This window comes from Mycobacterium simulans, assembly GCF_900232995.1.
Lineage (GTDB): Bacteria > Actinomycetota > Actinomycetes > Mycobacteriales > Mycobacteriaceae > Mycobacterium > Mycobacterium simulans.
The window spans coordinates 1-22562 of sequence record NZ_OCVX01000004.1 but is presented as its reverse complement, the minus strand read 5'-3'; the positions used below and the strand labels follow the sequence as shown (position 1 = coordinate 22562).

The window sequence follows — 22562 nt, the reverse complement described above, 5'->3', positions numbered from 1 at the left end:
GATCGCTAGTTTCTAGACGCGAGAAGGCATCAGTCGCACAAGCGCTACGGCGACGGCACCTTCGGCTGGGCGATGACTTTCACGTCACGCCCGGCGCCGGCCGCCATGGTGGCAGCCTCACCACGAGCCAGTGCCACCGTCGCGACGATCACCAGCACCGCTGCCGCTATCAGCAAAATCCACTCTGGACCATTGGCTTCCAGCGTCTCCTTGAGGACAGTGATCCCCAGCACGGTGGCCACCACCGGCTTCGCGACGGTGATCGCCGGCAGGGACGCGGTCAGCGCGCCGGCGCGAAATGCTGACTGCTGAAAGATCATCCCGGCCAGCCCGGCGAGCACCCAGGCATACAGCTCGGGCGCATGCAGCAAGTGGCCTGCGCCGGTGTGGAGCACCTCGACGAGCCCCTTGGTCAGCACCGCGAACAGCGCCAACGACGAACCCGACACCACCGCCAGCAACACCGCCGCGGACGCACGATCCGACCAGATCCGGGCCCCCAGCACACACAACGCCAACGCCGGACCCATGACGAGGGTCACCACGATCCAGGCTGTCGGCGAGCCACGGGAGTGGCCGGCCGTCGGGTCCCCGGACGTGATGACCGTTGCCAACGCTCCGACCAGCAATACCGCCCACATCCACTCCCGACCGGTTATCCGATGATGGGCCAACCGCGCATAGATGGGTAAGGCGAACAGCAGCACCGTCACCTGCAATGCCGTGACTAACATGACCGAGCCCCTGTCGAGGGCCGCAGCAAGTAGGCAGTAACTAGCGACGTCGCCCAAACCGCCCAGCCACCACCGGGTGTTGCGCACCAACATGCCGAACAGCGTCAAGTGGCCGACCGGTTCGTCGGTGATCTCCTGCGCGGACCGCTGACGGATCACGTTCCCGATCGCGGCCGCCAGCGCGGCGCACAGAGCGAGAATCGCCGCGATATCGGTATTCGACATGGGTGGCCTCCTCGCCGACGTCCGACCCGGAAGCCGTTACGCACGCGCAGTTCACCGGCGCTTCTTCCGCGGTTGGTCTTGTGTGCACAGAATGCTCAGCCGCCCGCGCGGTGAAACCTCCTCAATTCCTACCCGAACAATCTAGGCATGCGCTGTGGGTAGGCTGTCGAGGCTCAAAGCGGAAACTTGGTGCCCGTGAGCTGTTCGGAAAGCTCCCAAAGTGCGTCGGCGCTGGTTGCGCGCATCGCGAGCAAGCTACGCCAGATCGGCTGAGTGCGGCCATACAGGCCGAATCGCGGACCGACAAACGTATTGCCCGGTAGATCCTGCGATACCGCATACAACGTCTGCCGGGCGCCGAAGTGGGCGTCCGTTGACACCACACGGTCGGCGGCCAGTACTACCGCGTCGGTCAACTTGCGGCCCGAGCGGCCTTGCAGGTTCGTGTGCGACCAGCCGGGGTGGGCCGCCAGCGCGCGCACCGAAGAGCCGACGGCATCGAGGCGCAGCTGCAGTCCGCTGGTAAACAGCAGGTTGGCGAGCTTTGACTGGCCGTAGGCCAGCCACCTCGAATAGGGCCGGGACTGCCAGTTCAGGTCTTTGACGCTGATGTAGCCGATCATGTGCAGCAGCGAGGACACCGTCACCACCCGGTCGGTGAGCTTGGGCAGCAGCAGGTTGGTCAACGCGAAATGACCCAGATGATTGGTGCCGATGTGACGCTCGAATCCGTCGGCGGTCAGCGCGAAGTCGGTGGCCATGATGCCTGCGTTGTTGACCAGGACGTCGACCTTATCGATGCCGTCGGCAAAGCGCCGCACTGAGGACAGGTCCTGCAGGTCGAGTTGGCGCACCTCGAGTTGGCCGGTCTTGGGGCCGGTCATGAGCGCGGCCGCGGCGCCACCCTTCTCCGTGTTGCGCACCGCCAGGATTACGTGGGCACCGACGCGGGCCAACTCCCGGGCGGTCACCTCGCCCAGTCCACTGTTGGCCCCGGTGACAACGGCGGTGCGTCCCTCGAACGAGGGCAAGTCTGCGGCGGTCCAACCGGCCATGGCAGCCACAGTAGCTTCGAATTCGCGATGGGCTCCTGACGCAGAGTTCCGGGCGTGATCTCGCCCACGCGCACGTCGCGGGTATCGTCCCGGGGATGACCAGCGGAATCCCTCGTGGGCGCCTTGACTTCCGCATGTATTTAGGCGTCGTCGTCAATCCGCTCGCACGCCGGAACCGGGCTGTAGCGGGTGATCGCAGCGCCGAACTACGTCAGATCGTCGGCCCGTGGGGCGAGGTGCATGAAACCGCCTCCGTCGAGGACCTCCGCGGGGTCGTGCAGCAGCTCAATCCGCGGGTCAGCCACCTCGTCGGCGACGGCGGCGACGGCGCGCTGCACTGGTTGGTCAATGAAACCTGGCAGTGCATCGCCGATCCGGAGCGCTGGCCGACATTCGTGCCCACCAATGGCGGAAGTGTCAACGCTGTCGCTCGCAAAGCACGAGTACGCGGACGGGCCGATGCGATTGTGCGCGCACTGACGGCCGCCGCCCAGGCGGATCGGCCGCCACCCGAAATGTGCCTTGACACTCTGGAACTCGAAGGCGAAACCGCGGACGGCGCAGCGTTTCATCGCGTCTGCTTTGGGCTGGCCGCCGGAGGCGTCGGCAACCGGTTCTACGACAAGTACTACGCCAATCCCGACCATAACCGGACGGCCGTCGCTCGAACGATCGCTCGCACGTTCGGCGACTACGTCGCCTCTAAAGTTGCCCCCGGCCGCTCCAACAGGAGCGACTACGCCTCGCATCTCTTCACTCCGACGCACGCTCGCGTGCTAATTGACGGCGATGAGGTCCCGACACGAATGCACAGGTTGCTGCACGCCGGGGCGATCGACCTCCGTATCGGCGGTCCGTTTCGGCTCTTCCCTAAGGCTTCCGAACTTGGTGCGCTGCATTTCCAAGCCGGAGAGACATCACCGTCGAGGATCATCGCGCAGCTTCCCGCCGCGCTGACCCGGGGCACGATCCGTGGTGCACGGGTGCGCGACGTCATCGGCAAAGAGATGATCATCGAGGCTGATCAAGAGCCGCTATCGCCGATCATCGATGGCGAGCGTTTCGTCGGCATCGTCAGGCTTGTGGCCAGCGCCGGGCCGCGCATCCGCATCGCCCAGGTAGGTGCTTGAGGCCAGCCTCAGCAGGCGTCAGCGCTGAGCCTGAATGGTGCGTGTGATCTGGGCCGAGAGCTTGGGGTCGCTCAGCAGTTGGTCGATGAGCGCGGCGAGGACCTCTTGTCCGGTGACCCGAGTTAGGCCGATGCGGTCGGCGGCGTCGCGCTGCCAGATGTCGAGGGCGCGGTGTTGGGCGGGCGTGAGGTCGACCGTTCGTCGGACGCTTGTTCGTTGGACGCGTGTTCGTCCGAGGGTCACCGGTTGGGTCGGCGCCGCCGCGATGCGGTCGGAGGCGGAGTTCATCGTGGTGATCTCCTGTCGGCATATATCGGATGTCAGTAGGTAGGAATATCAGTATATCCGTAGATCATGAGCGGCTTCGGCGCGGATGCCGTGGCGCGCAGTGGCTGACCATGCCGTCCGGCGACGGCTTGCGGAGATTCGCCTGGCGTCGCCGACTGCGGCCCCGGTGCCCGGCTGGCGGATTTGACTCAATGCCGCTGGCGGCATTGCACACGCGCATGAGGAATGCTCAACTTTGACAGCATGACTAATTGCTAGGAGTGTGCTACATGAGAGCTCTATTGAAGCACAGCACCGCAGAGCAGTTCTTTGCGAATAACCGGTCGATATTGGCCAGAACAATGGCTTAGCCCGCTTTGGTCGAACGACATTTACCGCAGACATCATTCGGTACGGAAATACTGAGATCCGCACACCAGTATCGACGCATTTGCTGAACAAGCCGATTTACCTGGTCATTCTTGCTCTACTGACTTACTGATAACAGTATCTACTGGACTCTTGAACTTCTGATACGCGGTGGGCATAACCAGCGGTTAACACAGCGACATTCGTCACATATATAGGCATATTTACTTGTTCGCCAGATTAACATTGTGAGGTCAATATGCGGTACCTGTAAAATCGCTTATAGGCTTTGCTTGAGCTCCATCAGTAGCGTTACGATTTTCTTGATCAATCGTGTTGACGGAGGTCGTTCTGATGATTTCGGTGCATCCGGCACGTCGCGCAGCGGTTGATGCCTCCGCGGCAAGGCCAGGAGCGATATCTAGCCTGCCGACCGCGGAGACGACGGACTGGACGACGGCAACCGACCTGGGAAGGGGAAAGGGAATGACTCCTACGATGGAGACGCTCATTGACTACCTGCGGATGTGGGAAGCGCGGAGACCGGACCAAACCCTTTTCCGGTTCGTCGATGCCGAAGGCCGCGAACTCGAGCACTACCCCTACCAGACCTTCGCCGAGCGGACGCGCGAGCTGGCCGCCTACCTGTCCGCAGAAGCCGGGCTCAGGCCCGGTGAGCGGGTACTGCTGGTCTATCCCCCGGGTCTGGAGATGGTGGCCGCGTTCTTCGCCTGCGCGCGCATCGGAGTGATCGCCGTACCGGTCAGCGCTCCGTTGCCCATGGCCTTCGAAGCGGGATTGGCCAAGCTCAGCTTCATCGCGCGGGACTGCCAGGCCAAGGCCGTGCTGTCGACTAAGCAGTTTGAGTACGACTACCGCCAGCTGCTCGGCCTCAAAGGGGGTGCGCACGGCGCGTTGCCCTGGCCCGAGGCCGAGCGGCTCCCGGAACTGCCCTGGTTCGCGACGGACGGCACGCAGGACTTTGGCGGCGCCCCGGTGGCGGACACACCCGGCCCGGTGCTCTTCCTGCAGTACACGTCCGGCTCCACCAGCGATCCCAAAGGCGTCATCGTCAGCCACGCCAACGTCATCGCCAACGCCTCGGCCTTGAGCGGTAACGAAGTAGCGGTCAGCTGGCTCCCCCAGCACCACGACATGGGTTTGATCTCCGCATACCTGTTCGTGTTGGTGGGCGGCGGGACTACACATGCGATGTCGCCGGTCGACTTTCTCCAGCGGCCGTCGGCGTGGCTGCGGCTCATCAGCGACGTGCGCGCCACCCACAGCCCCGCGCCGAATTTCGCCTTAGAGTACTGCCTGCGGGAGGACAAGCTGCCCACGTCCGAGCTGGCCGGGATCGACCTGAGCAGCCTCGACAGCATTGTCGTCGGGGCAGAGCCCCTGCGGGCCAACACCTTCGCGCGCTTCCGGCAGCGCTTCGCTCCTTACGGTCTGCGGCCCGACGCGTTGACCGGCGCTTTCGGCTTGGCCGAAAACACCCTGGCCGTTTCCATCCGGGGGCGTCAGACCCTGACTCTGAACAAGCGAGCGCTGGAGCAGAATCTCGCGCGCGTCGAAAAGGCCTTGCCCGAGAACAACAACCAGGCCCCGGTGGTGAGTTGCGGCAAGCCCGTTGCCGGGAACGTGGTCCGCATCGTCGATCCCCAATCGAGGCAGGTCTTAGGCGAGGGCCGGATCGGCGAGATTTGGCTGGACGGACCGTCCAAGGGAGGCGGCTACTGGCACCGCCCCGACGTCACCGCGGAGGTCTTCGAAGCTCGCATCGTAGGCGATGACCAACACACGTACCTGCGAACTGGGGATCTCGGCTTCCTGTACGAGGGCGAACTGTTCGTGTGCGGTCGGACCAAAGACCTAATCATCGTCCGTGGCGTCAACTGCTACCCCTCGGACATCGAGGCCATCGTGGGGCAGGCCGCGCAGGTCCGCGACGGCTGCGTCGCGGCCTTCTCGGTCGAACGCGAGGAACAGGAAGTGCCGGTCGTGGTCGCCGAGGTGCGCGACGAACACGTGCGGACTAGCGCTCTGCCAGATGGAAGAGCCCTGGCGCGCGCGATCCGCCGGCACTGCCATATCGATCCGCACACCATACTGTTCGTGCCGTCACACAGCATTCCCAAGACCACGTCGGGGAAGATCAGGCGCGCGCAAACCCGCAAGCTCTGGCTGGACGGGAAACTGTCCGTGGTCGCCCGCTACACCCACCAGACCCCCGACGCGCCGGACGCCACCGCGGGTCCGCTGGAACGCTTCCGCTACCTCATCGATAGCTACGACCTCACCGGCCAGGAGGACTGCTCCTTCGCGGATCTCGGGATCGACTCACTGGCCTTAGCCGAGCTGCGCGCCGACCTGCAGGCCTTGCTCGCGGAGCACGGCGCGGGGGCGGTGGCCGAGGAGGTCAACACGCGCCTGCTCCAGCGGCTCACGGTCGCCGAGTTCTTCCGGCTCATGCGGCAATTCGGCGGCGAGTCTGGGGGGTGCGGGCAACCGCTGGATGCCCTGCGGCAGGCGCTCGATCAGATTTCCGCCGACTATGAGGAATACGAGACCACGCAGATGCGCGCCGACGCACAGCTGCCCTTGCCGGCGCTCCCAGCAGTGCGAGCTGGCGCGCCCAGCGACATCCTGCTGACCGGCGCGACCGGGTTCCTGGGACCGTTCCTGCTGAGCAGCCTGCTCGGACAGACTTCCTACACCGTCCACGCACTGGTCCGCGCCACGGATGAGGCGCACGGCCTGGACCGCATCGTCGCCTCGCTGCGGCGGGCTCAGTTGTGGTCCCCGGCGCTCGAAGCCGAGGCCCGGGCGCGGGTTCGGATAATCTGCGGGGACCTGGCTGAGCCTCATCTGGGAATCGGTGAGGAGGCGTTCCAACGACTGGCTGAGAGCGTCGATGCCATCGTCCACAACGGCGCCCTAGTCAACTACGTCCGGACCTACGACGCGCTGCGGCCCGCCAACGTGGCCGGCACGTGGGAACTCTTACGTCTGGCCATGACCGCGCACCGGAAGACCTTCCATCTGGTCTCCAGCACCTTCATCTATGGCTGGAGCACCAAGCCGGTCGTCGGGGAGTCCTACGCGAACGAGGAGATGAGCGGCCTGGACTTCGGCTACTCGCAGACCAAGTGGGTCGCCGAGCAGCTGGTGCTGGCCGCGCAGCGGCAAGGACTCGACGTGCGCATCTATCGCCCGTCGCTCATCTCCCCCACCAGCTCGGGTTTTGGCAGCCAGGACGACATCTTGGTGCGCCTCACGGCGTTCATGATCGAGCACGGCGTGGCCGTCAGCGCGCTCAACCAAATTAGCCTGCTGCCGGCCGACCTGATCGCGGATCACATCGTCGCGCTGATGGGACTCCCGGCCGAGGCGGGCAACGCCTGCGGTCACGTTTTCAATATGACCGCGGATGGCTACTACAACCTCATGAACATCACGCGGCTGTTGTCCGAACGCTACGGCTACCGCTTCACCTACTACGACATCCCGGATTTCGCCGAGCAGTTGAACCTCAGGTGTGGGCCCAGCGACCCGCTTTATCCGCTGGTCGATTTCCTCACCCGGTCGTCCAACAAGATCGCGGCAATGCGGGACAAGCGCTACGACAACACCCAGTACCGGCAGGCGCGTGCGCTGGCCGAGGTCCGGCTGCGCGAGCCGGCTCTGACCGACACGGTCGACGACCTCGTGCGGTTCCTGCAGCGCGAGCGTCTGATCACCGAGGAGACCGAAGAGGCGCAATCCATTGCATAGCGACTCCATTGGGGAGGTTCACCATGTTCACTGTCGATGACCAGGCAGCGGGTCCGCACGACGCCTCACTCGATCACGAGCGGATCGTCCTGCAGGCGCGTGACGTCGAGTTCGACTGGGCGAAACTGCCGTTCTATTACGTGCCCAACGAGCCCTTCGCCACCCATTTCTGCAATGTCTTGCACCTGCTGCTGCCAGCGGGCGAGGAGTTCATCGTCGAGGTGTTCAAGAAGGCGTTGCCGCTGATCAAGGACGACCAACTGCGGCGCGACGTGCAGGGCTTCATCAGCCAGGAGGCGATGCATTCCCAAGCACACTCGGGAGTGCTCGAGCACTTCTCCGCCAAGGGAATTGACGTTTCGCCCTTCACGAACCAGATCGCCTGGCTGTTTCGGAAGCTGATCGGCGACCGGCCCCGATGGAGCCCGCGCCGACGGCAGAGCTGGTTGGCAGAGCAGGTATCGATCGTGGCGGCCATCGAGCATTACACCGCCATCCTGGGTGAATGGATCCTCGACACCCCGCAACACGACGCCCTCGGCACCGACCCGGTGATGCTGGATCTGTTGCGCTGGCACGGCGCGGAAGAAGTCGAACACAAAGCGGTCGCCTTCGACACCATGAAACATCTGCGTGCCGGGTACTGGCGGCAGGTGCGCACCCAGCTGCTGGTGACACCGGCGATGCTGTGGTTGTTCATCCGCGGCGTGCGATTCATGTACTCGGTAGACCCATACCTGCCGTCGGGAACCAAACCGCGCTGGCGCGACTATTTCGACGCGGCGCGCCGGGGTTTGGTGCCCGGGCCGTTCGAATTCTTGCGAGTCATTGGCGCTTACTACACTCCGAGTTTCCATCCGTCCCAGCTGGGCGGGGTGGGACGCGCCGTCGACTACTTGGCCAGATCACCTGCCGCCCGAGCGTCTCACTGACCATCGAGGACGACCCATGGTTACCCATACCGTTGTGACCGCGTCGGACGGCGTGCCCCTTGCCGTCCACGTCTACACCGAGATCGACAAACGGCGCCCGACCATCCTGGCCGTGCACGGCTATCCGGACAACCACCATGTGTGGGACGGGGTGGCGGACGAACTCGGTCAGCGCTGCAGTGCCCAATACCATGCCAAATACAACCTTGTGGCCTACGACGTGCGCGGGTCCGGCGAATCAGGATCCCCGGATGACCGATCGGGATACCAACTCCCCCAACTGGTTTCGGATATCGGCACGGTAATCGACGGCCTGGGAGTGGATGAGGTCCACCTGTTGGGCCACGACTGGGGATCGGTCCAATGCTGGACGGCGGTCACCGACGACTCGGTGCTGGGCAGGATCGCCTCCTTCACGTCGATCTCTGGGCCGCACCTGAACTATGCGGGCAGATTTCTGCGGTCACCGCGGACACCTCGCGCGGCACTCGACGTCGCCAAACAGATCCTGGCGTCCTCGTACCTCTGGTTCTTCTTATGCCCGGTTGCACCCGAGGTGGCGATCCGGTCCGGGGTGACTGTGAAAGTCATTGAGGCGGTTGGACGTATCGGTCGGTCAAGCAGCCACAGCCAACGTCGTGCGGTGCCCCGGTCGATCGATGACTACCTCAACGGGCTCAACCTATACCGCGCCAACATCCCCGCGCCGATTCTGGCGCCGCCGCCGCTGCTACCTCAGACACGCGTCCCGATGCAGGTGCTGGTGGCGCGCAAGGACTTTTTCGTGTCACCCGCCCTACAGCGGTTCACCGGGTCAATTCCCGCCGGCAGCAGGGTCATTCCCATCGAAGGCGGGCACTGGGTGGTGAGCTCGCGTCCCGACGTCATCGCCCGGCTCACCAGCGAGTGGGTCGACCTGGTCATCGAGGGAGCGGCTCCGGCGGGCAGATCCCTGAGCGACCCCGCCAACGCAAGCCCCCGCGAGGTGCGAGGCAAGTTCGCGTTGGTCACCGGGGCGGGCGCCGGGATCGGCCGGGCGACCGCGGTGGAGTTGGCCCGTCAGGGTGCGCGTGCCGTCGTGATTGTCGACCGAGATCTCGCCGGTGCCAACGAAACTGCGGAGGCCGTTCGGGCGGCCGGAGCCGAGGCCGCGGTCTATCAAGTCGACGTCAGTGATGAAACGGCGATGAATAACCTTGCCGCACAAGTGCACAACAAGCATGGTGTGGTCGATATCCTGGTGAATAACGCCGGCATCGGGATAGCGGGCCGGTTCCTGGAAACGACGTCGGCGCACTGGGACACCATCATGGGGGTCAATGTGCGCGGCGTCATCAACGGCAGCAGAGCCTTCGGCGCCGAGATGGTCGAGCGCGGCCAGGGCGGAACCATCATCAATGTGTCGTCGGCCGCAGCGTTTCTGCCATCAAAATCCATGGTGGCCTACGGCACCACGAAGGCGGCGGTGCTCGCGTTGAGCGAGTCGTTGCGCGCCGACCTCGCCGACGAGGGCATCACGGTCACGGCGGTGTGCCCGGGTTTCGTCAACACCAATATCGCCAAGAGCACCATCTATGCGGGCATGACGGACGAGCAGCAGGAGCGTGCCCGCGAGAAGGCCGACGCTGGGTATCGGCGGCGCAATTACACCCCGGAAGCCACCGCCAAGGCGATCGTCAAGGCAGTCCGGACCGGCCCGGCGGTGTTGCCGATCGCGGCCGAGTCCAAGATCGGCTACGCGCTGCGCCGCATCAGTCCGTCGCTGGTTCGGCGGTTCGCGCGGTTCGACATTCGACAAAGGTAGGGAATTCGCTGTGTCGCAGACCATTTGGAGCACTCGACCCGCAGACTTGTACGGTCGCCGCAAGCGCGACCGCTTCTACACCGCGTTGTGGGGCGTGGGTGTTCTCTTCGGCGGCTTCGCTTCGGCGTCGCGGTGGACGACATCTCGGATAGCGCCGGTGCGGCGGACCAACTCCGCGGTGGTCACCAAACGCGAACTGCTGGCACCCGACGTGGTCGCCTTGACGTTGGCGGATCCCGATGGCGGATTATTGCCGTCCTGGACGCCCGGCGCGCACATCGATGTTCGACTGCCCTCGGGCCGCCGTCGGCAGTACTCGCTGTGCGGTCCCCCAGGCCGGCGGACCGATTACCGAATCGCTGTGCGCCGGATCGCCGACGGCGGCGGCGGGTCGATAGAGATGCATGACACCTTCGACGTGGACGACATCCTGGTATTCGAAGGTCCACGCAACGCGTTCCATCTCGTCACCGACGAGCATGAGGTGTTGTTCGTGATCGGCGGAATCGGCGTGACACCAATCCTGCCGATGATTCAGCTGGCTCATCAGCACGGAATCAACTGGCGTGCGGTGTATGCCGGGCGCAGTCGTCAGTACATGCCACTTCTCGACGAGGTGACGGCGGTGGCTCCCGATCGGGTCACCGTGTGGGCCGACGACGAGCGCGGCCGACTGCCCACCGCGGCGGACCTGCTGGCCGATGCCGGGCCGACAACGGCTGTTTATGTGTGCGGCCCGCCCGCCATGCTCGAGAAGGTGCGCACCGCCCGCGACGAACACGCCAACGCGCCGCTGCACTACGAACGGTTCAGTCCGCCGCCGGTCGTCGACGGTGTCCCCTTCGAGCTGGAACTCGCGCATTCGCAGCGGGTGCTCAGGGTGCCAGCGAACCGGTCGGCGCTAGACGTCATGCTCGACCACGACCCGACGACCGCGTATTCGTGCCAGCAAGGGTTCTGTGGAACCTGCAAGCTCAAGGTGCTGGCCGGTGAGGTCGATCGCCGAGGGCGCACCACAGAGGGCGATGACGAAATGCTGGTTTGCGTGTCGCGGGCGAAAAGTGATCGCGTGGTGATCGACGCCTGAGGGAGCACGCTCAGCGCAGCACGCGAAAGCGCTTCAGTCGTCCAGTGGCGCCGGCCACCAGCGTCACCCGCGCCCGGGGTACTCCGAGATGCTCTGCGAGGAGGCGGGACACAGCGGCGTTGGCCTTGCCGTCCACCGCCCGCTCCGGCAAGTAGATCGTCAGGTCGGTGTCGACGCCGGCCTCGACCAAGGGGCCCTTCCGGCTGCCAGGTTTGACCCTGACGCTGATGATTTCGACGCCGCTCACCACGCTCCCAGATCGTACGTCGCCCTTGCGGAAGGCCTTGCGGCGCCGCTCGTCACTTGCGACGAGCGACTCGCTCAATCCTATGGCCATGACGCAGACATCGAACTAATTGCCTGACGCCGAATGGCCTGGCATTGCCGACCTATAGTCTGATGCCCTGAACGCCTGTGCTTTTTCGAGAGGTAACGACATGCCTGCACCATCAACCGAGGTCTTCGACCGCTTGTGTCAGCTGGCCGCGATCAAAGACATCGACACACGTCCGACCAAGACGATCGATGAGGTCTTCACCGGCAAGCCGCTGACCACGATCCCAGTCGGCACCGCCGAAGACGTCGAAGCGGCATTCGCCGAAGCCCGTGTGGCACAGATTGATTGGGCCAATCGTCCGGTCACCGAGCGAGTTGAGGTCATCCGCCGTTATCGCGACCTGGTCATCGAGAACCGCGAGTTCCTCATGGACCTCCTGCAAGCCGAGGCGGGCAAGGCCCGATGGGCGGCGCAGGAGGAAATCGTCGATCTGATGGCGAACGCGAACTACTACGCACGCGTCGCCGCTGACCTGCTGAAGCCTCGCACGGTGCAGCCGCTGCTGCCGGCGATCGGCAAGACCACCGTTGGCTATCAACCCAAGGGTGTGGTTGGGGTGATTTCGCCGTGGAACTACCCGATGACGCTCACGGTGTCTGACTCAGTGCCTGCACTTCTTGCGGGCAACGCGGTGGTGCTCAAGCCGGACAGCCAGACGCCATACTGCGCGCTCGCTTGTGCCGAGCTGTTGTACAGGGCGGGCCTGCCGCGACCGCTGTATGCGATCGTGCCTGGTCCGGGCTCGGTGGTCGGCACCGCAATCACCGACAACTGCGACTACCTGATGTTCACGGGTTCGTCCGCAACTGGCAGCCGGCTCGCGGAACACGCGGGCCGGCGGCTCATCGGTTTCTCGGCCGAGCTTGGGGGCAAGAACGCGATGATCGTCGCGCGGGGGGCCAACCTCGACAAGGCCGCCAAGGCGGCCACCCGTGCATGCTTCTCGAACGCAGGCCAGCTGTGCATCTCCATTGAGCGGATTTATGTGGAGAAGGACATCGCCGAAGAGTTCACGAGCAAGTTCGGCGCTGCGGCGCGCAACATGAAGCTCGGCACGGCGTACGACTTCTCGGTGGACATGGGCAGCTTGATCTCGGCGGGGCAGCTGGAGACGGGGTCGGGGCACGTGAACGACGCAACGGCCAAGGGCGCCAAGGTGATTGCCGGTGGCAAAGCTCGACCCGACATCGGACCGCTGTTCTACGAGCCGACTGTGCTCACCGACGTGACGCCGGAGATGGAGTGCGCGGCCAACGAGACGTTCGGGCCGCTCGTCTCGATCTACCCTGTCGCCGATGTGGATGAAGCCGTTGAGAAAGCCAACGACACCGAGTACGGGCTCAACGCCAGCGTGTGGGCGGGGTCGACCGCCGAGGGCCAGAAGATCGCGGCCCGGTTGCGGTCTGGGACAGTGAACGTCGACGAGGGCTACGCGTTCGCGTGGGGCAGCCTCAGCGCGCCGATGGGCGGCATGGGCCTGTCCGGCGTCGGCCGCAGGCACGGTCCCGAGGGCCTGTTGAAGTACACCGAATCGCAAACGATCGCGACCGCGCGCGTGCTCAATCTCGATCCGCCGTTTGGCATTCCGGCGACGCTTTGGCAGAAGTCGCTACTGCCAATCGTGCGCACAGTGATGAAGCTGCCCGGTCGCAGGTGACTGTTCGCCATTCCTTACGGCGGCGGGTAATTGAATACCACCGTCCCGACGCCGCTGGGGCTGTTCGAGATATACACCGGCCCCAATGCGAAAGGCATAAGCCCGGTATTCATCGGGACGTTTCCGGTAACAACTGGGCTGTCGGTCGCTGTGGTCGTATACGAATACAGCAGCGTCTGATTGTCGTTCGTGGAGATCGAAATAATTGTTCCCGGAGGAACGATTCCGGATGTCTGACCGGTCCCGAGGATAATCCCCGGAATGGTGCCGTGGTTTCCACCGGAATCAATAATCGAGGTAACTGAGTAGTAGGGCCCGAGGGGGTCGTAGCCGCCGAACTGTACGTTCAGAGTGGTGATCGGCACTCCGGTAACCGAGGTGATGGGAGTGCCCGTGTTGGGACCGAACTGCAGGTAACCCTGGGGCACGTTGATGAGTTCACCCTCATTTAGTTGACCCGGCAACGCCGTAGTCACAACGTTGCCGTGTCCACCCACATTAGCGTTGATATTCGGGCCGATACCCAATATGCCGTGTCCGCTAGGACCGAAAGCATGCCCCGTAGCGATAAGCGTAAGGCCCTGGAGAGATGTGGGAAATGGCAGGATACCGACCTGAACACTGGTCGGCGCAGTGACGGCTCCACCTCCGAAATCCACCGTCGTATTGAAATCAGCGTAGAGAATGCTCACCCCATTGCCGTAACGAATGACATTGAACCCTGTGGGTAAGCCGAGGTGCTGTAACCCGATGTCCCAGAATGGGACAACAAGGCCAGCGGCTCCGGTGTCAAGCAGCACAGGTACACTCGGTCCGCCATTTATCGAGACATTTACCACCGGAAAGTTATTGTTCATGTACAGCGGGACGGATACGTTTACCGGTGAACCAATTCCAGCGGCCCCGTTGTTGCCATACAACCAGCCGCCGATGCCTCCGGGCCCACCAGCTGCGTTGGGGCCGCCGGCACCCCCGGTACCTCCGTTGCCAATCAACCCCGCCGGACCACCGGATCCGCCGACCACCCCCGGCGTGGTCTGGGAATAGCCAGTGCCGCCGTTGCCGTACAGGAGCCCCCCGGCCCCGCCATTCGGGCTCGCGGCCGTGCCGTCTGCTCCGTTGCCGATCAGCGGACGCCCCAACAACAGCTGGCTGGGCCCATTGATCACACCCAACAAGCCCTGCTCAATCGTCTGCAACGGCGACGCGTTCGCGGCCTCCGCCGCGACGTAAACCCCAGCCCCCGAGCTCAGCGCCTGCACAAACCGCGAGTGGAACGCGCTGGCGTGCGTGCTGAGCGCCTGAAACTCCCGACCGTGCGCGGCAAATAGGCTCGCCACCGCCGCAGATACCTCATCCGCGCCGGGGGCCACAAGCCCAGTGGTTGGAACGACGGCCGCCGCGTTCGCCGCTGTCAGCGCAGAACCGATCTCCTGCAAGTCCCCCGCTGCCGACACCAACCACTCCGGGGCCACGATCAGTTGCGACACATCGCCCTTCCCGTCAATCCGAGCCCTGTGCGCATGAAGCTTATCCAGCCGCCGCCTTAACAACTCGGTTTTGCGCGGCTTGACCTGCCGCAGTCCGCCGGGTATGCCACAACAATGGTCAACGACGGCGCCGCACAACGCGCTGCGAGACGCAGTTGGTCGATGAAACATCTTGATATGACGCCTTTTCGCTGACCACTGCCAGCTCGGCAGGCCCATCTTGCGCGATTCGAGGTTCTACTACCCTCGCTCGATCGGCGGAGAGATTTTCATCCGTCAAATCCGCCATTCGTCTGACGCACACACAGCCAGCGCCCGACGAGAGTGGTTGGGGGCCTCTGACACCGCTATAGCCAAAGAAACCGCGAAACTAACCGGGTGGGAGTGGATCAGCGCCGATAACCGACTGCCTTCACATCGCAGAAAGTACAAAATCAACGAATGTTTCTAACTCAGCACCTTCCGTACCGCCGATGCGAAACAGCTCGCCCGTGAAAAGTGTTCGAGCGGCAGCCGCCACTCGATGGCAGCCGGCGGCCCGCGGGCGGATAAAACGCATCCTTGCGGTGTGCATAGTCCTCACGTTGACCGTCGCATTTTGCGCTGCCGAGGTTTTCGCCCGCGACAAGGTGCGCGCGATGATCGTGGATAGTGCGCGACGCACGCTGCACACCACAGCGCTAACAGTCGGCATCGGCTCATCATCAATGGTGATTAACCTGATTACTGACCACATCTCAGCGGTATCCATCGCGGCCAAAGGCGCCTCGTTATGTCAGTTTGACGGCGTTGACATATCAGCCGTGCTGCACGACCTATCAGTAATTGGCGGGCCGACCGCTTCACACACCGATGCGACAGTCACCATGAACCCTAGCGCGATCCGGCAAGCCCTATCCGAGGCGAACGGCATGGATCCGGCGATGCTCGCGGTGACAATCCACGACGGGCTCATCCGCCTGAACACCGGGCCCTCGGGAAAGCTCACCGTCGATCTTGGCCCCACGCTGGACGGGTCCGACCTGGTCTTCACCATCCGTTCGATGGCGCTTGAGGGCCACCCGATCGATCCCCGGCAGGTCTCGGCCCTCGGCCGTGGCGGCAGCATCCAACGCCGCAGAAGCCTTGTCGGTCTACCGCTCGGGCTGACCGTCAAGAGCATTAAAGTCACCGATTCTGCTCTGATGCTCTACTTGACCGGTGGGCGCGCTCAGCTAGCCGTCGCCCCGTCACAACAGTGCCGTTATCACTGATCTGCGTACGCGACGCTTCACTGCCGCCCCACCCAACGACCTTTGCCAGGCCGATGTCACACACGAGCAGCAGGCCGATGACACCGAGGCGAAAATCCGCAACCTCCTCGACGACCACTGCCGGCTCGCCCCCGGCCCACCAGCACGCGAGCTGGCGGCGTAACCGGACCGCGACGAAACGCAGCGATCACAGTAACTGTGATACTGTGAAACTGTGAAGAATATCACCGTCTCTGTTTCCGACGACATCTACCGCCTAGCGAGGATTCGGGCTGCAGAGCTCGGCAAGTCCGTAAGCGCCCTCGTTGCTGAATATCTGAATTCGCTTTCCGAGCGGGAGGCCGAATTCTCCCGGCTTGAGGCAAAGCAGCGGCGGGTCCAGAATGAAATCCGCCAGTTTCGCGCACGCGACCGTCTGAGCCGAGACGAAGTCCACGACCGTGCGGTTCATTGACACCAACGTCCTGCTCTACGCGATCTCACGCGATCCAGACGAGCAGGACAAGGCGAACTGTGCAAACGAAATCCTGGCCGCCCGCGACCTGGCGGTGTCTGTTCAGGTTCTTCAGGAGTTCTACGTCCAGGCAACGCGCATGAGCCGGCCGGACCCGATTACCCACGAGCAGGCCGTCGACCTGGTGGAGTCGTTTATGCGGTTTTCCGTCGCCCCAATCACGGCCGAGCTAATGCTGGCCGCCTTTACGACATCTCGGCGCTTCCGGATCTCGTACTGGGACGCCACAGTCCTCGAGGCCAGCCGCGCTCTCGGTTGTGATGTCGTCCTATCCGAGGACCTAAGCGACAGCGAGGACTACGCCGGCGTACGGGTGGAGAATCCGTTTCGAGCTAGTCGCACTCAGCAGGCTAAGTGATGACCCGTAATAGGTTGGACGCCTTGCGGTTCCAGAGTCCGGCGATGATCTGCCGGCTGCGGTGTCCGGTAGTGGTCATTGTGGATGATGCGTCGCGGTAGCCGGGCTACGGGCTACGCCCGAATGATTCTCTGCGCGTTTGTAATTCACCGCGGAGCTGGGACAGCCCATCGGGTCGTAATTCGCCCAACACGTGGTCCCCAGCTCAGCAAGATGGAGGTGACGGAGACGGCGTCCGCGTTCGCTAACCGCCTCTGACATGCTACTTCTGCTGCAAGATCCGCGTTAGGCTCCTCAATGTCAGGGTTACATCGCTCATTAGGAGGCCGCCATGGTCGACGGCGACGGACATGAAGCGGAAGACGCCCGTCGGCTACGCGAGTTCACCGCATTCGACAAATTCACGGATCATGAGTTGGAGCGTCTCGTCCGGGCTGCACATCACACTTCACACTCCGTGCCATGGCCGCTGATTCGCGAGCAGACTCCGTCGGACGCTTGCTACATCCTGCTCAGCGGCGAGGTAGGAGTGTACGTCGGTCAAGACCGCATTGCTGTTTTGGGGCCGGGCGAGGTGATCGGCGAATCTGCGCTCCGCCGGGGGAAATTGCGGTCTGCGACCGTAACGACGATCGGGCCGGCCGAGGTGCTGCGCGTCGAGCGCGATGATCTCGCCCCCTTGCTCGACGAGATACCCGCACTGCGTGAAATCATGGAGGCGACTGCCGCCCAACACGTGCCCGTCAGCCCGCTGCCGAAGCCAAAACCGCCGCGCTCCAAGGTAAATGCCTCAGTCCCCACGGAGCTGGTCGAGCGGTTCGAACAGGCCGCCGACAGTGCGGGTGTGGGCGCCGCGGCCGCGCTCGCGGACGCGCTCAACCAGTGGATCGAGCGGAACAGCACGGCGTAGCCGTCGGTTCTGGCGCCGCAGCGGCGTCGCGAGGCTATTCGCCGTAGGCCTGGCATCTACTACCAAGCGTAGTATTGGGCTGTCCCGTCACGCACAAGGAGGTGCAATGTGAGGCGGAGTTTCGCCCAAGTCGGGCTGTTGCTCATTTGTGCATTTCATGTCATTCAGGCGGTGATCGGTCTCATCGTCGAACCTAGCTTCGCGACGGGGCCCAACGCGCCGACCGTCCAGCTGCTCGGAATGGACTACAACGGCTGGCACGCGGTCGCCGGTCTGGCGCTATTCGCCCCGGGCCTAGTGTTCGCGCTACGCAAGTCGTGGGCCGTGCTGTACCTGGTCTTCGCCGCGATAGCCGGTGCGCTGCCGGGCATTTGGGCGTTCTTCTCGCATCAGGTCGCCTATATCTTCACCTTTCCCAACAACACCACCGACGCGGTCGTTCACCTGGTAACCGCGGCGGTGATGATCGCGGTGGCAGCCATCCAGATCCGCATGGACGGTGGGCTTAGAAACTCCCTTGCCGACCTGCGTAAAGTGCGGTGACTCAACCGGTTAGCGGCTGGCGTCGACGAGGCTCCGCGTCGCCAGACGTACGCTGGCGGACATGGCAACCGAATCCGCAATGCTCGACCTCGGCACCCCCGCGCCGCCGTTTGCGCTGCCCGAGCCGGCCACCGGCGCCACGGTCGGCCTTGACGAGCTGACAGGTCCCGCGCTGGTCGTCACCTTCATCTGCAACCACTGCCCGTACGTCCAACATGTCGCCGACGGGCTCGCCCAGCTTTATCGAGACCTGAGCGACCGAGGCGTCGCTATGGTCGGCATCTCGAGCAATGACGTCGTCACCTACCCGCAGGATGGACCCGATCAGATGGTCGCCGAGGCCCGCCGTCACGGCTGGACGTTCCCGTACCTGTACGACGAGACCCAGGACGTTGCCCGCGCCTTCTCCGCGGCCTGCACGCCGGACACGTTCGTATTCGACGGTGAACGCCGACTCGTCTACCGAGGCCAACTCGACGATTCCCGCCCCGGTAACGGCCTACCGGTGACGGCCGCTGATGTGCGGGCCGCGGTTGAGGCCGTTGTTGCCGGGCAGCCCGTTGACCCCAACCAGCGGCCGTCGATCGGGTGCAGTATCAAGTGGCGTCAAGGCCCGCCTCGCACCCGGTGATTCCGCTAGCAGTCGAGCTTCATCGGAACGTCTCGTCGAATAGGTCGAGCATGGCCCGCCATGAGCGCTCGGTAGCGATTGGATCGAACCGCAGCCCGGGGACCCCGATGCTATCGACTTCTGGATGAGTGAAACTGTGCTGGGCGCCGCCATAGAGGTTCATCCGCCAGTCCACCCCCGCCGCACGCATCTGCTCTTCAAACATCAGCCGCTCGCCGACCGAGATCAGCGGATCCTCTGTACCGATGCAGACGAGAACCTTGGCGGTAATGTTTGCCGCGTCCAGGGGACGCGGCGTGGCCAGCCGGGGATGGAATCCGACGACCACCGCGAGGTTCGTCCCGGCACGGGCCAGTTCCAACACCACAAACCCGCCGAAGCAGTACCCGATGGCGGCGACCTTCGTCGGATCCGTACGAGGCTGGTCGAGCAGTATCTTCAGGCCCGCGCGGGCCAGCTCACGGGTGCACTCCGGTTCATGCCAAAGCTCGTCAAGACGGGCCATCATGGCTTCCCGGTCAACCATCGCCACCCCACCGCCCTGATAATCGAGCGCGAACGCCACATACCCGAGCTCTGCAAGATGATCGGCTCGGCGGCGCTGCTGCTCATCCAGACCTGGGCCCTCGTGGGCAATGAGAACCGCGGGACACTTGCCGTCGCCCTCCGGCATGGCAAGCCGACCGACCATGGTTTTGCCGTCGGCCTGATACTCAATGTCCGTCACCGTCGTCATAACTGACTGTCTACCAGGCTCGGTAGTGGCTCAGGGTGACCCCGCGAACCTCAACGTGCGACAACATCGGCCCAGCGGCCGATATTCGGTATCCAGCACAGCGCACTTCACTGCACCGGCCAGTGAAACGCGAAATACGCTAGGAATCAGTGCGATTCAGATGATGACTTTGTCACGGCGCCCATTAATTGACCGAGATGCTCCAGTGCGGAGGCGTATTCGTGTTCCAGCGGTGTCCCGTAGCCGATGACGATTCCCTCGGTGTGGTGCCCTGTTCCATGCCAGAAGGGGGTTAGGCCGGTGAGTGCGACTTTGCGCTGCTGCGCGGCGGTCAGCACATCGGCCTCCGAAATATGTTCGGGCAGTGAGACGACGGCATGGAGCCCGGCGGCGATTCCATGAATCGACACCGCGGGTGCGTAGCGGGCGAGCGTAGCGATGAGCGCGTCGCGGCGATTCCCGTAACGGCGGCGCATCCGTCGGATGTGTCGGTCGAGAGCCCCCGACTCGATCAACTCCGCGAATGCCAACTGCGCCAGCACATCGGTGCCACGGTCAGCTCGCCGTTTGGCTTCGATCACCGCGTCGACTAGGCCGCTGGGTAACGCCAGCCAGCCCAGGCGGAGCCCGGGAGCCAGGCTCTTGCTGGCACTGCCCGCGTAGATGATGTGCTCGGGCGCGAGTCCCTGCAAAGCACCGACGGGATGGCGGTCGTAGCGGAACTCGCCGTCGTAGTCGTCTTCGACCAGATACACCCCCCGTGCGGCGGCGATCCGCGCGAACTCGGCGCGCCTCTCGGCGTTCAGCGTCGCGCCCAGCGGAGCCTGGTGTGCCGGGGTAAGGACAGCGGCAGCAGATCTGGTGAAACCTTCCGGTCGGGCACCGCTGCCGTCGACGTCTAGCGGGACCACGGCGAGTCCGCTGGCTTCCGCGATTGCGCGGTGATCGGGAAGGCAGGGGTTCTCGAGGGCGATCGACCGGGCCGTGCCGGCGGCCAGCGCGTCACACACCAACCGCAACCCCTGCGTGAACCCACTGCAAATCACGATGTGCTCGCAGGTGGTGAGGACTCCGCGTACTCGGCCTAGGTAGTTGGCGAGTACTGCGCGCAAGCGCGGCGATCCGCGTGGGTCTGCCGGGCCGAGCTCGGAGTGCGCGGTGGTCTGCAGCGCTCGCCGAAGCGCGCGCAGCCACTCGGCGCGTGGGAACATGCTCAGGTCGGGGCGGCCCAGGCGGAAATCGGCGACGACGCGCGCGGTGACGGGTTCTGCGGTGACCCGTGACGGGGCGTGCGGCCCATGAGCCACTTCGGTCGCCGCGCCGGGCCGGGTGCGTAGGTATCCTTCGGCCGCCAGTTGTGCATAGACCTCGACGACGGTTCCGCGCGCCACCCCGAGCTGTACGGCCAGGGCACGCGAGGACGGCAGCCATTCGCCTGGTGCGAGACGCCCGTCGCGAATGGCTTGTCGCAGAGCAACTTCGAGCGCCGAGCGTCGACCCCGTCCAGGTGGAAGGTCGAGGTGTAGGTCGATTCCGCCAGCACTGGTACACGAATCTGCCATGGAATTGGACCATACAGATGAACCGGCTCTCTCGTAATGTCGAAGCGGCGATGGTTCCTGCACCAGAGGATGGCGAGATGGTTGATGTAGCCAACCGGCGTCTTGACCGCACCGCGAGTTTGACCGCCCAGCTCAACGCGGCCCAGCGCGCCGCGGAAACGCTGCGGCCACCGGCCCGTCGCCTCCTCGACGACCCGTACTCGCGGCATTTCGTCGAACACCCGGCGTTGCGGGCGATCCTGGCCCACCCACGTTCGGCCGATGCGGCACTTCGCGTGATCGACTCCGTGTGGGGTGGACTGCACGCCCACATCGCGCTGCGGGTGCGTTACGCCGACGACGCGTGCCAAGCCGCGATCAGCGATGGCATCGACCAACTGGTGCTGCTCGGCGCCGGCTTCGATACCACCAGCCTGCGGCGTGCCACTGCGCCGGTGCGGGTCTTCGAGGTCGACGCTCCAACCACCCAAGCCCACAAACGCCCCGTGATCGAGCGGCTGTCACCAGCCCATTGTGAAACGGTCTGGGTGCCATGCGATTTCGAGCATGACGTGCTGCGTGAACGGCTCCTCGACAGCGGGTTCGATTCGGCCAGGGCAAGCCTGGTCATCTGGCTGGGAGTCACTCCGTACCTAACCTGCGACGCCATCGACGCGACCCTTAACGACCTTGCCAAGGTGTGTGTGCCAGGCAGCCGTCTGGTCGTCGACTACATCTGTGCCGGCGTCGTCGCTGCACGCACCCCATGGAAAAGCGCGAGCCGCGTTGCCCGCATGGTTGCCCGGCGCGGCGAACCGTACCGCAGCGATTTCACCGAGGCCGGCCTGAACGAGATGCTGACCGCCCACGATTTCCAGCCTCGCGAGCATCTAAGTGTCTCCGCGCTGCTGGGGCGTTACGACCCCGCGAACGAAAGCCGATTGGCAGCCGACGACTGGCTCGCTATCGCCACCGCGCTACGCGGGTGATACCGGCCTGGGGCCCGCGGCATGATCTCGATACCGTTGGCACGCGAGATTAGCGGGATGTTTCCGGAGGAAGCCGCCGCCTCACCTCCACCGTGCGAGTCGGGTCGGGAGCTGGAAGGTAGATGATGTCTGACGGTAGGACCCAGGGCCTTTGTGCCGCCGGTTTCCCGGTCGGGTGTCCATCCCCTGGTGCCCGTGGTCAGGTCGGTTCCCTTCCAGCTCC

At 64.2% G+C, this 22562-nt stretch carries 20 protein-coding genes; 13 read left to right on the top strand and 7 right to left on the bottom strand.

The genetic code is table 11. The features are described from left to right. Nucleotides 1-44: 44 nt before the first annotated feature. Both MSIMFI_RS16325 and MSIMFI_RS16320 read right to left on the bottom strand, forming a co-directional pair. A complete protein-coding gene (locus MSIMFI_RS16325) occupies nt 45-959 on the bottom strand; it encodes a DMT family transporter (RefSeq protein WP_191498256.1) in 915 nt (304 codons plus the stop codon). A gap of 173 nt (nt 960-1132) precedes the next feature. Beyond that, a complete protein-coding gene (locus MSIMFI_RS16320; RefSeq protein ID WP_191498255.1) occupies nt 1133-2014 on the bottom strand; it encodes an oxidoreductase in 882 nt (293 codons plus the stop codon). A gap of 134 nt (nt 2015-2148) precedes the next feature. On the opposite strand from MSIMFI_RS16320, the gene MSIMFI_RS16315 reads away from it, so the two are divergent. Beyond that, entirely contained in the window at nt 2149-3144 is a 996-nt protein-coding gene (locus MSIMFI_RS16315) for a diacylglycerol kinase family protein (protein WP_191498558.1), read from the top strand. An 18-nt stretch (nt 3145-3162) separates the two neighbouring features. On the opposite strand, the gene MSIMFI_RS16310 is transcribed toward MSIMFI_RS16315, so the two are convergent. After that, nucleotides 3163-3432 carry a hypothetical protein gene (locus MSIMFI_RS16310; RefSeq protein ID WP_085250799.1) on the bottom strand — a complete coding sequence of 90 codons (270 nt, stop codon included), beginning with the start codon at nt 3430-3432 and terminating at the stop codon, nt 3163-3165. Between the two features lie 846 nt (nt 3433-4278). Between MSIMFI_RS16310 and MSIMFI_RS16305 the strand changes: the two genes are divergently transcribed. The 4 genes from MSIMFI_RS16305 to MSIMFI_RS16290 are packed head-to-tail and all read left to right on the top strand — an operon-like array spanning nt 4279 to nt 11380. Further along, on the top strand, nt 4279-7557 hold the full coding sequence (locus MSIMFI_RS16305; protein WP_191498557.1) for a thioester reductase domain-containing protein: 3279 nt from the start codon (nt 4279-4281) through the stop codon (nt 7555-7557). Nucleotides 7558-7580: 23 nt separating this feature from the next. Next, on the top strand, nt 7581-8489 hold the full coding sequence (locus MSIMFI_RS16300; protein WP_191498254.1) for a metal-dependent hydrolase: 909 nt from the start codon (nt 7581-7583) through the stop codon (nt 8487-8489). Nucleotides 8490-8505: 16 nt separating this feature from the next. Further along, entirely contained in the window at nt 8506-10293 is a 1788-nt protein-coding gene (locus MSIMFI_RS16295; protein WP_191498253.1) for an SDR family oxidoreductase, read from the top strand. A gap of 10 nt (nt 10294-10303) precedes the next feature. Beyond that, nucleotides 10304-11380 (top strand): PDR/VanB family oxidoreductase, encoded by a 1077-nt coding sequence (locus MSIMFI_RS16290; RefSeq protein ID WP_191498252.1) that lies wholly within the window; start codon nt 10304-10306, stop codon nt 11378-11380. A 10-nt stretch (nt 11381-11390) separates the two neighbouring features. On the opposite strand, the gene MSIMFI_RS16285 is transcribed toward MSIMFI_RS16290, so the two are convergent. Continuing rightward, nucleotides 11391-11627 carry a DUF167 domain-containing protein gene (locus tag MSIMFI_RS16285; protein ID WP_224770315.1) on the bottom strand — a complete coding sequence of 79 codons (237 nt, stop codon included), beginning with the start codon at nt 11625-11627 and terminating at the stop codon, nt 11391-11393. A 190-nt stretch (nt 11628-11817) separates the two neighbouring features. Between MSIMFI_RS16285 and MSIMFI_RS16280 the strand changes: the two genes are divergently transcribed. Then, nucleotides 11818-13374 carry a succinic semialdehyde dehydrogenase gene (locus tag MSIMFI_RS16280; RefSeq protein ID WP_191498250.1) on the top strand — a complete coding sequence of 519 codons (1557 nt, stop codon included), beginning with the start codon at nt 11818-11820 and terminating at the stop codon, nt 13372-13374. A gap of 14 nt (nt 13375-13388) precedes the next feature. Here MSIMFI_RS16280 and MSIMFI_RS16275 read toward each other — a convergent pair whose 3' ends face one another. After that, nucleotides 13389-14864: a PecA family PE domain-processing aspartic protease gene (locus tag MSIMFI_RS16275; RefSeq protein WP_224770282.1), complete on the bottom strand. Its 1476-nt coding sequence runs from the start codon at nt 14862-14864 to the stop codon at nt 13389-13391. A 584-nt stretch (nt 14865-15448) separates the two neighbouring features. On the opposite strand from MSIMFI_RS16275, the gene MSIMFI_RS16270 reads away from it, so the two are divergent. The 6 genes from MSIMFI_RS16270 to MSIMFI_RS16245 all read left to right on the top strand — a co-directional run bounded on the left by MSIMFI_RS16270 (nt 15449) and on the right by MSIMFI_RS16245 (nt 19073). Beyond that, nucleotides 15449-16117: an LmeA family phospholipid-binding protein gene (locus MSIMFI_RS16270; protein WP_191498248.1), complete on the top strand. Its 669-nt coding sequence runs from the start codon at nt 15449-15451 to the stop codon at nt 16115-16117. A 214-nt stretch (nt 16118-16331) separates the two neighbouring features. Further along, nucleotides 16332-16571, top strand: coding sequence for a hypothetical protein (locus MSIMFI_RS16265; RefSeq protein WP_191498247.1), 240 nt, complete (start codon nt 16332-16334; stop codon nt 16569-16571). Next, nucleotides 16558-16989: a PIN domain-containing protein gene (locus tag MSIMFI_RS16260; RefSeq protein ID WP_191498246.1), complete on the top strand. Its 432-nt coding sequence runs from the start codon at nt 16558-16560 to the stop codon at nt 16987-16989. Before MSIMFI_RS16265 ends, MSIMFI_RS16260 begins: the two co-directional genes overlap by 14 nt. A gap of 331 nt (nt 16990-17320) precedes the next feature. Then, nucleotides 17321-17899, top strand: a complete 579-nt coding sequence (locus MSIMFI_RS16255; RefSeq protein ID WP_191498245.1) for a cyclic nucleotide-binding domain-containing protein — start codon at nt 17321-17323, stop codon at nt 17897-17899. Nucleotides 17900-18007: 108 nt separating this feature from the next. Then, nucleotides 18008-18442 carry a DUF4383 domain-containing protein gene (locus MSIMFI_RS16250; protein WP_191498244.1) on the top strand — a complete coding sequence of 145 codons (435 nt, stop codon included), beginning with the start codon at nt 18008-18010 and terminating at the stop codon, nt 18440-18442. A 61-nt stretch (nt 18443-18503) separates the two neighbouring features. Continuing rightward, complete coding sequence (locus MSIMFI_RS16245; RefSeq protein ID WP_191498243.1) at nt 18504-19073, top strand: thioredoxin family protein; 570 nt, start codon at nt 18504-18506, stop codon at nt 19071-19073. Nucleotides 19074-19092: 19 nt separating this feature from the next. On the opposite strand, the gene MSIMFI_RS16240 is transcribed toward MSIMFI_RS16245, so the two are convergent. Further along, a complete protein-coding gene (locus MSIMFI_RS16240; protein ID WP_191498242.1) occupies nt 19093-19809 on the bottom strand; it encodes a dienelactone hydrolase family protein in 717 nt (238 codons plus the stop codon). Nucleotides 19810-19955: 146 nt separating this feature from the next. Then, nucleotides 19956-21341 (bottom strand): MocR-like pyridoxine biosynthesis transcription factor PdxR, encoded by a 1386-nt coding sequence (gene pdxR, locus MSIMFI_RS16235; RefSeq protein ID WP_191498556.1) that lies wholly within the window; start codon nt 21339-21341, stop codon nt 19956-19958. A gap of 107 nt (nt 21342-21448) precedes the next feature. Between pdxR and MSIMFI_RS16230 the strand changes: the two genes are divergently transcribed. After that, nucleotides 21449-22339 carry a class I SAM-dependent methyltransferase gene (locus MSIMFI_RS16230; protein ID WP_191498241.1) on the top strand — a complete coding sequence of 297 codons (891 nt, stop codon included), beginning with the start codon at nt 21449-21451 and terminating at the stop codon, nt 22337-22339. Nucleotides 22340-22562: the final 223 nt, after the last annotated feature.